12 protein-coding genes are annotated in these 13,839 nt (G+C 72.8%); 7 read left to right on the top strand and 5 right to left on the bottom strand.

From position 1 onward, the window contains the following. Positions 1-76 precede the first annotated feature (76 nt). The gene (locus OHA86_RS27625) at positions 77-1,576 is read left to right on the top strand and encodes an HtaA domain-containing protein (RefSeq protein WP_329179481.1); all 1,500 of its coding nucleotides are present in this window, start codon (positions 77-79) and stop codon (positions 1,574-1,576) included. 184 nt (positions 1,577-1,760) lie between these two features. Here OHA86_RS27625 and OHA86_RS27620 read toward each other — a convergent pair whose 3' ends face one another. Then, positions 1,761-2,414, bottom strand: a complete 654-nt coding sequence (locus tag OHA86_RS27620) for a biliverdin-producing heme oxygenase (protein ID WP_329179479.1) — start codon at positions 2,412-2,414, stop codon at positions 1,761-1,763. A 219-nt stretch (positions 2,415-2,633) separates the two neighbouring features. Here OHA86_RS27620 and OHA86_RS27615 point away from each other — a divergent pair, with 219 nt between their 5' ends. After that, complete coding sequence (locus OHA86_RS27615) at positions 2,634-3,350, top strand: bifunctional DNA primase/polymerase (RefSeq protein WP_329179477.1); 717 nt, start codon at positions 2,634-2,636, stop codon at positions 3,348-3,350. A gap of 19 nt (positions 3,351-3,369) precedes the next feature. Here OHA86_RS27615 and OHA86_RS27610 read toward each other — a convergent pair whose 3' ends face one another. After that, positions 3,370-4,338 carry a hypothetical protein gene (locus OHA86_RS27610; RefSeq protein ID WP_329179475.1) on the bottom strand — a complete coding sequence of 323 codons (969 nt, stop codon included), beginning with the start codon at positions 4,336-4,338 and terminating at the stop codon, positions 3,370-3,372. Between the two features lie 66 nt (positions 4,339-4,404). After that, positions 4,405-5,262: a type I methionyl aminopeptidase gene (gene map, locus OHA86_RS27605; protein ID WP_329179473.1), complete on the bottom strand. Its 858-nt coding sequence runs from the start codon at positions 5,260-5,262 to the stop codon at positions 4,405-4,407. A 77-nt stretch (positions 5,263-5,339) separates the two neighbouring features. Between map and OHA86_RS27600 the strand changes: the two genes are divergently transcribed. The 3 genes from OHA86_RS27600 (at position 5,340) to corA (ending at position 8,535) form a co-directional block, all read left to right on the top strand. Next, entirely contained in the window at positions 5,340-5,552 is a 213-nt protein-coding gene (locus OHA86_RS27600) for a hypothetical protein (protein ID WP_329179472.1), read from the top strand. A gap of 329 nt (positions 5,553-5,881) precedes the next feature. Then, positions 5,882-7,423, top strand: coding sequence for a phytoene desaturase family protein (locus OHA86_RS27595; RefSeq protein WP_329179471.1), 1,542 nt, complete (start codon positions 5,882-5,884; stop codon positions 7,421-7,423). Then, the gene (gene corA, locus OHA86_RS27590; protein ID WP_329179470.1) at positions 7,420-8,535 is read left to right on the top strand and encodes a magnesium/cobalt transporter CorA; all 1,116 of its coding nucleotides are present in this window, start codon (positions 7,420-7,422) and stop codon (positions 8,533-8,535) included. The genes OHA86_RS27595 and corA overlap by 4 nt, the downstream gene beginning before the upstream one ends. 263 nt (positions 8,536-8,798) lie before the next feature. Here the strand turns inward: corA and OHA86_RS27585 are convergent, their stop codons facing one another. Then, positions 8,799-9,797 (bottom strand): small ribosomal subunit Rsm22 family protein, encoded by a 999-nt coding sequence (locus tag OHA86_RS27585; RefSeq protein WP_329179468.1) that lies wholly within the window; start codon positions 9,795-9,797, stop codon positions 8,799-8,801. A 500-nt stretch (positions 9,798-10,297) separates the two neighbouring features. Here OHA86_RS27585 and OHA86_RS27580 point away from each other — a divergent pair, with 500 nt between their 5' ends. Next, on the top strand, positions 10,298-11,644 hold the full coding sequence (locus OHA86_RS27580; RefSeq protein WP_329179466.1) for a sugar transferase: 1,347 nt from the start codon (positions 10,298-10,300) through the stop codon (positions 11,642-11,644). Here OHA86_RS27580 and OHA86_RS27575 read toward each other — a convergent pair. After that, positions 11,641-12,648, bottom strand: coding sequence for a GDP-L-fucose synthase family protein (locus OHA86_RS27575; protein WP_443071902.1), 1,008 nt, complete (start codon positions 12,646-12,648; stop codon positions 11,641-11,643). The two genes, OHA86_RS27580 and OHA86_RS27575, sit on opposite strands and share 4 nt — an antisense overlap. 88 nt (positions 12,649-12,736) lie before the next feature. Here OHA86_RS27575 and gmd point away from each other — a divergent pair, with 88 nt between their 5' ends. Beyond that, on the top strand, positions 12,737-13,750 hold the full coding sequence (gene gmd, locus OHA86_RS27570) for a GDP-mannose 4,6-dehydratase (RefSeq protein WP_329179462.1): 1,014 nt from the start codon (positions 12,737-12,739) through the stop codon (positions 13,748-13,750). Positions 13,751-13,839: the final 89 nt, after the last annotated feature.

Here is a 13,839-nt window from a genome sequence, read left to right as displayed (position 1 = left end):
CGCCCCGACCGCGGGACCACCCGCAGCCACCCCCACAACACCACCCCGTATCCCGTTTCCGAGGAGAGACCTGCCCATGAACGCCCGTACCCGCTCCCGCAGAGTCGCGCTGGCGACCGCCGTCGTCATCGCGGGCGGCGCCGCAGCGCTCGGCCTGCCCGCGCTCGCCACCGCCGCAGGACCGCCCACCCTGCCGCTGACCGGCGGCACCTTCGACTGGGGGGTCAAGCAGTCCTTCCGGTCGTACGTCACCGGGCCCGCGGCCGGCACCATCACCACCGCGGACGGCGCGAGCGCCAACGCGAACGGCACCTTCCACTTCACCGGCGGCACCGGCTCGTACGACACCGCCACGCACGCCGTGACCGTCGGCTTCCACGGCAGCGTCGAATTCGTCTCGGCGCCGCACGGCTTCGACATCAAGCTGGCCGACCTGAAGGTGACCACCGCGGGCACCACGGGCACCCTCACCGCCGACGTGACCGCGGCCGGCAGCACCGCGGACGACGTGGCCTTCGCCGCCCTGGACCTGTCGGCGGTACGGCCCGGCAGCGGCGCCGACGGCGCGATGACCTTCGGCGGCATACCGGCGAAGCTGACCGCGGCGGGCGCGCAGGCCTTCAACGGGATGTACCAGGAGGGCACCGCGCTCGACCCGGCCGACCTGGCCGTGACGGCCACCGCCCCGACGACGCCGCCGACCACCCCGCCCACGACCCCGCCGACCACCGCACCCACCACGCCGCCCACCACTCCGGTGACGACCCCGCCGACGACTCCCGCCACGACACCGCCCACCACCGCGGCACCCGAAGCGCCCGCGACCGTCGTGGACGGGAACCTCGACTGGGGCGTCAAGGAGTCCTTCCGCTCGTACGTGACCGGGCCGGTCGCCGCGGGCAAGGTCGAGCTGACGGACGGCGCCACCGGTACGGCGGCCGGCTACCGCTTCCCCAAGGGCACCGGCAGCTACACCGCCGACGGCAAGGTGCTGAACGCGGCCTTCTCCGGCGGCGTCCGCTTCCTCGGCCACCTCCAGCAGGGCGCCTACGCCCTCGACCTGAAGCTGTCCGACCTCAAGGTGGCCACCAAGGGCGCCACCGGCACGCTGACCGCCGACGTGTCGAGCAAGGACCTGAACACCGGCAAGGTCACCGACTACGACGACCTCGCCATCGCCGCGCTCAGCAAGGTCGCCCCGGTCTCCGACGGCAAGGTGGTCACGATCAGCGCGGCCGGCGCGGCCCTCACCGCGGACGGCGCGAAGGTCTTCAGCGGCTTCTACCAGGCGGGCGCCGCTCTCGACCCGGTGACGGTGGCCGTCTCGCTGGCCGAGGACGCGGGGCTGCCCTCTCCCCCGGCCGGTACGTCCGGCGGCGGCTCCGCGGGCTCCGGCGGCTCCGGTACGTCCGGCGGCAGCACGGGTGGTGACGCCGCCACCATCGGCGGCACGGGCGGCGGCACCCTCGCGGCCACGGGCGCCGGCCTGCCGTCCGGCACGCTGCTCGGCGCCGCGGGCGCCCTGGTGCTCGCGGGCGCCGCGGTGACCGTGACGGCCGCCCGCCGCCGCTCCTGACCCGCGTCCGGCAGCGCGAGCGCCGGGCGGACCACTGTGGTCCGCCCGGCGCTCGCGGGTGGTTGTCGGGCCGGCGTTCCCGGGCTGGAGTCCGTCGGCCTTCGCGGTACGGCGTCCGGTCGGCGTCATCGGGCGCGGGCGGCCCGGGGCGCCGCTTCCGGCACCCCGGGCCACCCGCCACAGGTCAGGCGCTGCGCGGGAAGGCGTCGCCCAGATCGGCGAAGACCGCGCTGTTCAGCGCGAACGCGTTCCTGCACTCCTCGACGACCCGCTGCCGCTCCAGGTCGTCCACCGCGAGCCCGTCAAGCAGCAGCCGGTAGTCCCGCTTGAAGGCGGCCGGGTTGGCGATGTCCTCGAAGACGTAGAAGCGGACGCCGTCGCCCTTGTGCGTGATGTCCCAGGTCTTCTCGGCTATTCCGCGGATCACCTGCCCGCCGGACAGGTCGCCCAGATAGCGGGTGTAGTGGTGCGCGACATAGCCCGCCGGCCACTCGGCCGCGGTCTCGGCGATCCGGGCGGCGTAGCGGGCGGTGGCGGGCAGCGGCGAGGCCCGCTCCTGCCAGTCCTCGCCGAGCAGATGCCCGAGGTCGCGCTCCAGGGCGGCCAGCCTGAGCAGTTCCGGCCGGACGAAGGGTCCGGCCACCGGATCGCCCGCGAGGCCCGCCGCGCCCTCCTCCAGCGCCCGGTAGACGAACCACAACTGCTCCGTGTAGCGGGCGTACGCGGCGACGCCGAGCCGCCCGCCGAGCAGGTCGGCCATGAAGGAGGAGTTCTCCGCCTCGGTGTGCTGCTGCCGGCTCGCGTCGCGGATGACGGCGGAGAAGGGTTGCGCGGGCATGGGGCCTCCGGTTTCGGGCGGGCGGACCGGCTGGTGCCGCCGGCTCGATCCTGACAAGTTAGGTATACCTAAGTCAATGGCTTCCCGACAAGCTGTCGGGAAATTCTCTCCGGGAACACTTCCACCCCGGGTGGGTGTTCATTCCCGGCAAGAGGGAGGATGTCCTCCACCACCCGCGTAGCGTTGACACTGCGGGACGGGGGCGAGGAAAGGAGCTCGATGGCAGGCAAGAGCAGGTTGTCCGAGTGGGTGCGCCGCCGTACGGAAGGCAATTCGGGTGCCCCCCGGGCAGCGGAGCCGGACCTGCGCCGAGACCCTCTGGTCAGAGCTGCCGCCACCGCCGGCTTCCCGGTCGCGCCCGCCGCGCACCCCGCCAACTTCGGCTGTTCCTGTGAGCGCATCGGCTGTCCGATTCCGGCCGTCCACCCGGTGTCGCTGGCCTGGCAGACCCAGGCGAGCACCGACCAGGACAAGGTCGACCACTGGCTGCGCACCGACCCGGTGGCCAACTTCGTGACCGCCACCGGCATCGCGCACGACGTCCTGGACGTCCCGGCGGAGGCCGGCCGGCTCGCCATCGAGCGGCTGATCGCCGACGGCGCCACGCTCGGCCCGGTCGCCGCCCGCGCCGACCGGCTGCTGTTCTTCACCGAGACCCGCGGCAATCCCGCCGACGAGGACGAGTGGTGGCCCTGCGAGCTGGACTGCCACCCCGAGACCGCCGACGAGCACCCCGGTATCCGCTGGCACTCCCGCGGCAGCTACGTGCTCCTGCCGCCGTCCCGGCTCCCCTCGGGCCTCACTGTCGAGTGGCTGCCCCAGCACGGCCCCGACCTGCCGCTCCCGGACCCGCTCCCGGTGCTGGACGTCCTCGCCGACGCCTGCGCCCAGTTCGCCTACGAGCCCGAGCGCGTACCGGCCACCTGGCTGCGCTGACCGGCGGCGGGGGTAGGGCTCACTCGCCCCTGGCGGACACCAGACCGACGACGCGGCTGAGGAAGACGGCCCGGCCGCTGCCGCCGGCCGGCGGGACGGTGACCGCCTCATCGGCAAGGTGGCTCAGGGTGACCGAGGTCCGCGGGGTGCCCGTCATGAGGGCCTTGGTGTCGGCGTCGATCGCCAGCTTGTAGCCGGCCCGGAAGGTCGCCCTCGACTGGTGGTGCGACGCGAAGAACACCAGCGCGCCGCCGTCCGCCGTCCGCAGCGCGACCGGTGTGAAGTCACCGCCCGCGGCGGGCTGGTCGGCGTACTGGGTGACCGAATTCGCGTTCTGGGCGTGGGCGCTACGGCCGCTGCGCAACTGCGAGGTGGCCGGCCCCGCCGCGAAGACGGTGCCCGCGTCGCTGCCGCCCAGATAGGTGGCGTAGTCCGCGCTCAACTGCCCGGGCTGCACGAGCAGGTCGGTCCCCGACAGGCCGAGCGCGACGGCGTAACCGTCCTTGTCCCGGGCGAATTTCGGTACGTCCGCGGTGGCGACCGACGCGACGTACACCGCCTTCCACGGCTGCCCGGCGGCGGACCGCCGAAAGACCAGCAGCCAACGCGCCCCGGTGGCGCGGTTGGTGGCGGTGTCGGCCACGAAATACTTCGGCCAGCCGACCTGCCGGGGTATCAGGTACCGCGAGTCGGAGAAGGCCAGCGGGCGGAAGTCGGCGTTGCCGTCCGGGTGGTTGGCGTGCTTGGCGCGCAGCCCGGCCTCGTCGGTGGTGCCGAGCGCGCCCGCCTCGACCGCGCCGATGCCGCCGGCGTCGTAGACCTTGCCCACCCGGTTGTTGACCGCGGCGAAGTTCGCCAGCACCCGCGCGGCCTCGTCCTCGCGCACCGACGGTACGTTCGCGCGCTCGCCGTGCACCGTCACGCACCCGGCCAGCGGCAGCACCAGCGCGATGACGGCGGCCCCGAGGCACAACCTGCGGCGGTTCATGGCGCGTGGGCTCCTCAACGACTCATCCGCACGATCGCCGCCACCCTACCCGCCGCGCACCGGCCCCTACGGCAGGGTCAGGATCTCCGCACCGTCCGCGGTGACGACCAGCGTGTGCTCGAACTGCGCTGTGCGCTTGCGGTCCTTGGTCACGACCGTCCAGCCGTCGTCCCACACCTCGTACTCGTGGGTGCCCAGCGTCAGCATCGGCTCGATCGTGAAGGTCATGCCCGGCTGCATCACGGTGGTCGCCCGCGGGTCGTCGTAGTGCGGGATGATCAGCCCGGAGTGGAAGGACGTGTTGATGCCGTGCCCGGTGAAGTCCCGCACCACTCCGTAGCCGAAGCGCTTCGCGTACGACTCGATGACCCGGCCGATCACATTGATCTGCCGCCCGGGCCGCACCGTCTTGATCGCCCGCGCCAGCGACTCCCGGGTGCGCTCCACCAGCAGCCGCGACTCCTCGGCGACGTCGCCGACGAAGTAGGTGGCGTTGCAGTCGCCGTGCACCCCGTGGATGTACGCGGTCACGTCCAGATTCACGATGTCGCCGTCGCGCAGGACCGTCGAATCGGGGATGCCGTGGCAGATCACCTCGTTGAGCGAGGTGCACAGCGACTTCGGGAAGCCGCGGTAGCCCAGGTCCGACGGGTAGGCGCCGTGCCCGATCATGTACTCGTGCGCGATCCGGTCCAGCTCGTCCGTGGTCACCCCGGGCGCGACGGCCTTGGCCGCCTCCTCCATCGCCCGCGCCGCGATCCGCGACGCGATCCGCATCCGGTCCACCGTCTCCGCGTCCTGGACCTCCGGACCGGTGTACGGCGTCGGCCCCGGCTTCCCCACGTATTCGGGGCGCGGGATCGAGGCGGGCACCTGCCGGGTGGGCGAGAGTTTTCCGGGGACGAGCAGCGACTGGTCAGACATGCCGACGAGTGTATCCGCGCACGATCGGGCAGGCTGGCCGCATGGGGCTCCGCCCGGGGCCAGGACAGGAGAGACAGATGGCACTCTTCCGCGAGAAGAAGCCGGCCGGCAAGCCGGGCGAGTGGTTCTACTGCATCGAGCACAAGCGGGCCGAGGAGGGCCCGGACTGCCCGTCCAAGAACCGCTTCGGCCCGTACCCGTCCCGGGCGGAGGCGGAACACGCGATGCAGCGGGCCGCTGAGCGCAATCTCGAATGGGACACGGATCCCCGGTGGGACGACAAGTCCTGAACATGCGGGCCGCGGTCCTACCGCCCCCACGCGCGGTGGGTGCGTGTCTGCCCTCCGCGGCAGAGGGTGCCCCCCGGGGGCGCGGGGAACTGCGCGCGCAACCCACCATCAGCGTCGCGTGACGACGCACCGCACCACCCCGGGGGCGCGGGGAACTGCGCGACCGGCCGTCGACCAGCGGCACGTCGCCACCGGCCGAAAGGGGCTGTTGCTGTCGCGTCCGGACCACCGGCCGGTGGTGGCCGGGCGCGCAGTTCCCCGCGCCCCCGAGGGGGCACCCTCTGCCGTGGAGGGCACCCCGGGGAGAAGGCAACGCCTAAAGTGCGGGGATGGCGTATGACGCAGTCGTCGTGGGCGGCGGGCACAACGGACTCGTGGCAGCGGCTTACCTGGCCCGGGCAGGGCGCCGCGTCCTGGTGGTGGAGCGGCTCGGCGCGGTCGGCGGCGCCGCGGTGTCGAGCCGGGCGTTCAGCGGGCTGGACGCCCGCCTCTCCCGGTATTCGTACCTGGTCAGCCTCCTGCCCAGGAAAATCGTGGACGACCTCGGCCTGGACTTCGCGGTCCGGCGCCGCCGGATCTCCTCGTACACCCCGTACGGCGGCACCGGGCTGCTGGTCGACGCGCAGGACGCGGCCAGGACCCGTGCGGGCTTCGCGCGGCTGACCGGGGGCGACCGGGAGTACGAGGCCTGGGAACGCTTTTACGCGATGACGCGCCGGGTGGCGGAAGCCGTTTTCCCGACGCTCACCGAGCCGCTGCCCAGCCGGGCCGAGCTGGAGCGCAGGGTCGGCGACCCGGATGCCTGGTCCGCGCTGTTCGAGCGGCCGCTCGGCGAGGCAGTCGAAGCGGCCTTCACCGACGACACCGTGCGCGGCATCGTGCTGACGGACGCCCTGATCGGCACGTTCACCCACGCGCACGACCCGTCGCTGCGGCAGAACCGCTGCTTCCTCTACCACGTGATCGGCGGCGGCACCGGCGACTGGGACGTGCCGGTGGGCGGCATGGGCGCGTTCACCGACGCACTGGCCGCCGCCGCACGCGCGGCCGGCGCGGAGATCGTCACCGGCACCGAGGTCACCGCGATCGAGGCCGACGGCGTACGCGCGGAGCTGACCTTCGCGGACGGCCGTACCGTCGAGGCGCGGGACGTCCTGGTGAACGCCTCCCCGTACACCCTGGCGGGCCTGCTCGGCGAGCAGCGGCCGGTGCCCGCGCCCGAGGGCGCCCAGCTCAAGGTGAACATGCTGCTGCGCCGGCTGCCGCGGCTGCGGGACACCTCGGTCGACCCGCACGAGGCCTTCGCCGGGACCTTCCACATCGCCGAGGGCTACAGCGCGCTCCAGACGGCGTACGAGCAGGCCGCGGCAAGGCGGGTGCCGGACGCGCCGCCGTCGGAGATCTACTGCCACAGCCTGACCGACCCGTCGATCCTGTCCCCCGAACTGGCCGGGCAGGGCACGCACACGCTGACGCTGTTCGGGCTGCACGCGCCCGCGCGGCTCTTCGCGGCCGACCCGGCGGGCACGAAGGACGCGCTGCTGCGGGCCACCCTGGCGCAACTGGACGCGGTGCTCGCCGAGCCGCTGGCGGACTGCCTGGCCCTGGACGCGGACGGCCGGCCGTGCATCGAGGCGAAGTCGCCGCTGGACCTGGAGCGCGAGGTGGGGCTGCCCGGCGGGCACATCTTCCACCGCGACCTGTCGTGGCCCTACGCGGAGGAGGGCGCGGCGGACACCATGGGGAGGTGGGGCGTCGGCACCCCGTATGCGAACGTCTACGTGTGCGGCGCCGGCGCGGTCCGCGGCGGCGGGGTCAGCGGTGTCCCGGGGCACAATGCGGCGATGGCGGTACTGGAGAAGGCACGATGAAGCAGCACAGGACCACGGCGGTAGCCCGGCGCGCGATCGGCCGCCAGTGGCGGCGCGGCGGCCGGTGGCACACCTTGGAGGGCGGCGCGGAGGGTGTGCCCGAGCAGCGGCGCTGCACCGCCGACGTGGTGGTGGACTGCGCGGTCTACGAGGACGGCTGCCGGGCGGCGTCGCTGCCGCCGCAGCAGGCGCTGGACGAGGCGCGCAAGCGCGGCGGCTTCGCGTGGATCGGGCTGCACCAGCCGGAGGCCGAGCACCTGGCGGAGATCGCCGAGGTCTTCGGGCTGCACCCGCTGGCGGTCGAGGACGCGGTGCAGGCGCATCAGCGGCCGAAGCTGGAGCGGTACGGCGACACGCTCTTCCTGGTGCTCAAGACGATCGTCTTCGTGGAGCACGAGCGGCTCACCGCGACGAGCGAGGTCGTGGACACCGGTGAGCTGATGATCTTCCTGGGGCCCGACTTCGTGGTCGTGGTGCGGCACGGCAGCGCGCCGGGCCTCTCCCGGGTGCGCAAGGCGCTGGAGGCCCGCCCCGACATGCTCAGGCACGGCCCCGCGGCCGTGCTGCACGCGATCACCGACCAGGTCACCGACGACTACCTCGACGTCGCGGACGCGGTCGAACTCGACGTGGACACCCTGGAGGCCGACGTCTTCTCCGCCGCCCATGGCGACGACGCCGAGCGGATCTACCAGCTCAAGCGGGAGCTGATCGAGTTCAAGCACGCCGTCTACCCGATGGCCCGCCCCCTGGACCGGCTGACCGAGGGCGCGGACGGGCTGATCGGCGCGGAGATGCGGCGCTACTTCCGTGACGTGTCCGACCACCTGTCGCACGTCAAGGAACGGCTGCTGGCGTACAGCGAACTGGTGGACGGGCTGCTGGCGGCGAATCTCAGCCAGCTCGCCGTGCAGCAGAACGTGGACATGCGGCGGATCAGTGCCGCCGCGGCGATTCTGGCGATCCCGACGATGATCGCCGGCTTCTACGGGATGAACTTCGATCACATGCCGGAGCTGCGGTGGTCGTTCGGCTACCCCCTGATGCTGGGCGTCACAGCCACCCTCTCCGCCCTCGTCTACCGCGCCTTCCGCCGCTACGGCTGGCTCTGACGACGGCCCCTCCGCCCGAGGAGGGCGCCCCTCCCCCGGGCACGGAGGTTCTGGGGTACCCCTTCCGCAAGGGGGTGCCACTCGGGGGCGCGGGGAACTGCGCGAGCAACCACCCACCGGCCGGTGGTCCGGAGCGAACCGAACGGCCTCTTTCGGCCGGTGGCGACGTGCACCCCGTCGACGGCTGGCCGCGCAGTTCCCCGCGCCCCGGTAAGGCGCCGCCTTACGCGGCAAGCGCCCCCGCCCCGCGCCGGCGGGAGACGTTACGCGGGGTCAGCCGGGGGCCAGGGGTCACCCCAGTCGGTGTCGCGCGCGGCACGGTACGTGGAACCGTGCCGCTTGCTCACCGTCGTACGCTCCAGCGCCGCCGGCACCCGGCAGAGGTCCAGCAGGACCAGCCCCTTGCGGATCTGCGGGTGCCTGACCACCCGCGCCCCCGCGGGGCCCGCCGGAAAGCGCGCGGCGGCCACGTAGCTGAACTTCTCGTCCTCGTACGGCAGTACCGCCCCCTTGACCTGCCGGTGCAGCGCGGTGCGCTGCACCCGCGCCGCGAAGTGGCACCAGTCGTCGCCGGTGACCGGGCAGCGCCCGTCGTGCGGGCAGGGCGCGAGGACGTGCAGCCCGGCGGCGATGAGGCGGTCGCGCGCGTCGATGACGCGCGCGTACCCCTCGGGGGTGCCGGGCTCGACCACGACGACCGCGCCGCCCGCGGCCTCGGCGGCGGCGGTGACCAGGGACTCCCTTGCGGCGGCGGTGAGTTCGCCGAGCACGTAGGAGACGGTGACCAGATCGGTCCGCGGCAGCGGGGCGGCGGCGCCGAGCGGCTGCCGGGTCCACTCGGCGTCGCGTACTGCCGCGGAGTCCGCGGCCTTCGCCAGGGTGGCGCCGAGGGTCAGCGCGGGCTGCGACCAGTCGAGCACGGTGCTGCGGTGCGCGGCGTCCTGCCAGGCGTCGGCCACCGCCCAGGTGGCCGCCCCGGTCCCGCCGCCGAGGTCGAGGTGTGTGTGCGGGGTCCAGTCGCCGGACTGCAAGCGGAATGCGCCGAGCGCCGCCCGGACCGCGGCATAGGTGGCCGGCATGCGGTACGCGGCATAGGCGGCGACATCCGCCGCGTCGCGCAGGATCGGGGCCGCTGTAGGGGTCGCGCCGCGATAGTTCTCGATCAGCCGATCGACGTGTGCGGACGCCCTGCTCGGGGCGGTGGACTGCAGTTCGTCGGCGAGAGCCGCGCGCAGATCGTCGGGGAGGGGCACGGTAGGCACAAGCCCCAACTGTAAGGGGCTTTCACACTGGTAACGGCGGCCTTACACTGTGTGGTCACCCATGCGCCATAGCGACGTTAACTCGGTCATAACATCGGCTCGAATATACGTAAACCACAGCGGAAGGATGGCTCGTTGGCCTAGCGTTCGCTGGTACCACGGAATGCCGCCACTTGGGGAAGTGGAAGGGCGTCGAAGGTCGCGAGGTGCCAGGGGGGTACATGCGGCGTGTCGAAGCACAGTCGGCCATACCAGTGATACCCGTAGCAAGTGAGCGGAGAACAGGTCGGAGCACACATCCGCCCGGGTTCGGAGCACAGGGACCTCAGGGCCCGGCCGCAGGAGCGCTCGACGCGCCCCTGCCGCTGACGTATGCCGAGCGGCGTACGCGGCGGGCCGGGCGGAGTACGGCGGGACGGCACGGCGGGCAGCGCGCCTACGGCCACAAGGCCGGCTGGTTCCTGCCGGTCGCGCTGGCCGCAGACGCGGTGGGCGCGGGTGTGCCCACCGCGGTGGTACTGCACGCGGGCGCGCAGCCGCACCCGCTGCTGTGCGGGCTGGCCGCCGCCGTGGCGTGGCCCGCGGTCCGGGCGGCGCGGCGGCGCTATGCGGCGGGCGCGCTCGGCGAGAGCCGCGGCAGCCGGCCGGTGCTCGGCGACTGGCTGGTCCTGCTCGGTGTGCTGGCGGTGCTGCGGACGGCGTTCGGCGAGACCGTCCCGGCGTCGTTCGCGCTCGCCGGGCTGGCCTGGGCGCCGCTGCTGACGGCGGTCTGCCGCAAGGTCACCTATCACCGGCTGATCGCCGCCCGCCGTGAGGCGCAGGCGGTGCGCCGGGTGCTGGTGATCGGCGAACCGGGCGCCGCCGACCATGTGGTGGGGCATCTGGCGGCCAGGACCGAGCACGCGTACGTGGTCGTCGGGGTGGTCCCGGTCGGCGGCGCGAAGCTGGAGTGCGGGGCGCCGGTGACCGAACGGCTCGGCGTCCTGGACCCGGCCGGGCCGCGGGACGACGCGGTGGTCGTCCTGCGGGCGGCCCGTGAGCACAGCGCGGAAATGGTGCTGGTGGCGCCAGGGGCGCGGCTGTCGGCCGAGCGGCTGCGCCGGCTGTCGTGGTGCCTGCACGACGAGGGGCTGCCGGTGGCGCTGCTGCCGGGCCTGGTCGATGTCCAGGTGCGCCGGGTCAGCCTCGACGCGCCCGCCGGGCTGGTGGTGCTGCACATCGCGCCGCCGGTCACCCGCGGGGTGCAGGTCGGCCTGAAAGCGGCGTTCGACAGGATCGGCGCGGCGTTCGGACTGCTGCTGCTGGCGCCGCTGTTCTGCGTGGTGGCGGCGACGATAAGGATCACTTCGCCGGGTCCCGCCTTCCACCGGCAGGTGCGCTGCGGCCAGCACCGTACGCCGTTCACCATGTGGAAGTTCCGCACGATGGTGGCGGACGCGGAGGCCCGCAAGGCGGAGTTGGAGCGTACGGGCGCGAACGAGCACGACGGGCTGATGTTCAAGATGCGCCGGGACCCGCGGGTGACCGCGGTGGGCCGGCTGCTGCGGCGCTGCTCGCTGGACGAACTGCCGCAGCTGGTCAATGTGCTGCGCGGCGAGATGTCACTGGTCGGCCCGCGCCCGCCGCTGCCGGAGGAGGTCGACCGCTACGACGAGGTGGCGCTGCGGCGGCTCGCGGTCAAGCCGGGCATCACCGGCCTGTGGCAGGTCAGCGGGCGCTCGGACCTGTCGTGGGACGAGACACTGGCGCTCGACCTGCGCTATGTGGACAACTGGTCGCTGGCCGGCGACCTGGAGGTCATGTCCCGCACCCTGCGGGCCGTGCTCGACGGCCGCGGGGCGTACTAGTGCGCGACCACCGTCTCGTCCGTGCCCGGGTCCGGCTCAGACCCGGTGGCCGGGGCCGAACCTTCGGCCCCGGCCTGCGCCCGCCACTGCCCGTAGACGGCGGCGATGCCGTCGCGCAGGGTGATCCGCGGCTGCCAGCCGAGCGCCGACAGCCGGGAGATGTCGAGCAGTTTGCGCGGGGTGCCGTCGGGCTTGCCGGTGTCCCAGCCGATCCGGCCGCGGTAGCCGACAACGTCCCTGACGGTTTCGGCGAGTTCGCGGATGGTCAGGTCCTCGCCGCAGCCGACGTTGACCGGCTCGTCGGCGTCGTAGTCGCGCAGCAGCAGTGTGCAGGCGGCGGCGAGGTCGTCCACGTGCAGGAATTCGCGGCGCGGGGTGCCGCTGCCCCACAGCGTCAGCTCGGGCGCCCCGTCCCGTTCGGCCTCGTGGAAGCGGCGGATCAGCGCCGGCAGGACATGCGAGGTCGCCAGGTCGAAGTTGTCGCCGGGACCGTAGAGGTTGGTCGGCATCGCCGAGATGTACGCGGCGCCGTACTGCCGGCGGTAGGACTGCACCTGGACGATCCCGGCGATCTTCGCCAGCGCGTACGCCTCGTTGGTCGGTTCCAGCGGGCCGGTCAGCAGCGCGTCCTCGCGGATCGGCTGCGGGGCGAACTTCGGGTAGATGCACGACGAGCCGAGGAACAGCAGCCGCCGCACCCCGGCCGCGTGGGCGCCCGCGATGACGCTCAGCTGGATCCGCAGGTTGTCCTCCAGGAACTGCACGGGGTACGTCGAGTTGGCCATGATCCCCCCGACCCTGGCGGCGGCCAGCACCACCGCGTCCGGGCGGGTCTCGTCCAGCCAGGCGGCGGTGGCCGCCGCGTCCCGCAGGTCGAGTTCGGCCCGGGTGCGGGCCAGTACGTGATGGCCCTCGGCGGTGAGGCGGCGGACCACCGCCGAGCCGACGAGGCCGCGGTGGCCCGCGACGAAGATCCGCGCGCCATCCGGCAGTAGTTCTGTCATGAACAGCATTGTGTCAGCGCACTTCGGCTGTTCGGACGTTAATTCCGTATTCATGCGGACCTGAACCGCGACCACTTGGGGGAAACGCATGGGCAAGACCGCGCTCATCACCGGCGTGACCGGGCAGGACGGCTCCTATCTCGCCGAACTGCTGTTGGACAAGGGGTACACCGTGCACGGCCTCGTGCGCCGCTCGTCGTCGTTCAACACCGAGCGCATCGACCACATCTACCAGGACCCGCAGGCGGAGAACCGGTCCTTCGTGCTGCACCACGCCGACCTCACCGACGGGGTGGCCCTGGTCAACCTGCTGCGTGACCTGCGGCCCGACGAGATCTACAACCTCGGCGCCCAGTCCCATGTCCGGGTGTCCTTCGACGCGCCGCTGTACACCGGCGACGTGACCGGGCTGTCCACCCTGCGGCTGCTGGAGGCGGTGCGCGCCAGCGGCACCGAGGCGCGGATCTACCAGGCCTCGTCCTCGGAGATGTTCGGCTCCGCGCCGCCGCCGCAGAGCGAGCACACCCCTTTCCACCCGCGCAGCCCGTACGGTTGCGCGAAGGTCTTCGGCTACTGGTCGACGGTCAACTACCGTGAGGCGTACGGGATGTACGCCGTCAACGGCATCCTGTTCAACCACGAGTCGCCGCGCCGCGGCGAGACCTTCGTGACCCGGAAGATCACCAGGGCGGTGGCCAGGATCAAGGCGGGGCTGCAGGACCGGCTGTATCTGGGAAATCTGGACGCGGTGCGCGACTGGGGCTACGCGCCCGAGTACGTGGACGCCATGTGGCGGATGCTCCAGCGCGACGAACCGGAGGACTACGTGGTGGCGACCGGCGAGGCCGCCACCGTACGGCAGTTCGTCGAGGTGGCCTTCGGGCACGCGGACCTGGACTGGACGCGCTATGTCCGCCACGACCCGAAGTACGAGCGCCCCACCGAGGTGGACGCGCTGATCGGCGACGCGAGCAAGGCCCGCGACCTGCTCGGCTGGGAGCCCAAGGTGCGGGTCGCCGACCTGGCCGGAATCATGGTCGAGGCCGATATCCGGCAGGTCGCCGACCAGTTGGCGGGCGCCACGATCCGGATCGACAGATGAGCGGGCGGGCGCTCCCGGCGCCGCGTCCGACAGATGCCGTGATGTCGGGCGACTTCACCGTACTTCACCGGTTTCAGCAAAAAGCGAGA

Source organism: Streptomyces sp. NBC_01477 (genome assembly GCF_036227245.1).
Classification (GTDB): domain Bacteria; phylum Actinomycetota; class Actinomycetes; order Streptomycetales; family Streptomycetaceae; genus Actinacidiphila.
Note: the sequence above shows the minus strand (reverse complement) of the source record. Positions and strands in the feature narration are given on the sequence as shown.

Bases quoted from the DNA above. Each gene is read 5' to 3' on its own strand.
- OHA86_RS27625 (WP_329179481.1), top strand. From the start codon at position 77: ATGAACGCCCGTACCCGCTCCCGCAGAGTCGCGCTGGCGACCGCCGTC.
- OHA86_RS27620 (WP_329179479.1), bottom strand. From the start codon at position 2,414: ATGCCCGCGCAACCCTTCTCCGCCGTCATCCGCGACGCGAGCCGGCAG.
- OHA86_RS27615 (WP_329179477.1), top strand. From the start codon at position 2,634: ATGGCAGGCAAGAGCAGGTTGTCCGAGTGGGTGCGCCGCCGTACGGAA.
- OHA86_RS27610 (WP_329179475.1), bottom strand. From the start codon at position 4,338: ATGAACCGCCGCAGGTTGTGCCTCGGGGCCGCCGTCATCGCGCTGGTG.
- map (WP_329179473.1), bottom strand. From the start codon at position 5,262: ATGTCTGACCAGTCGCTGCTCGTCCCCGGAAAACTCTCGCCCACCCGG.
- OHA86_RS27600 (WP_329179472.1), top strand. From the start codon at position 5,340: ATGGCACTCTTCCGCGAGAAGAAGCCGGCCGGCAAGCCGGGCGAGTGG.
- OHA86_RS27595 (WP_329179471.1), top strand. From the start codon at position 5,882: ATGGCGTATGACGCAGTCGTCGTGGGCGGCGGGCACAACGGACTCGTG.
- corA (WP_329179470.1), top strand. From the start codon at position 7,420: ATGAAGCAGCACAGGACCACGGCGGTAGCCCGGCGCGCGATCGGCCGC.
- OHA86_RS27575 (WP_443071902.1), bottom strand. From the start codon at position 12,648: ATGACAGAACTACTGCCGGATGGCGCGCGGATCTTCGTCGCGGGCCAC.
- gmd (WP_329179462.1), top strand. From the start codon at position 12,737: ATGGGCAAGACCGCGCTCATCACCGGCGTGACCGGGCAGGACGGCTCC.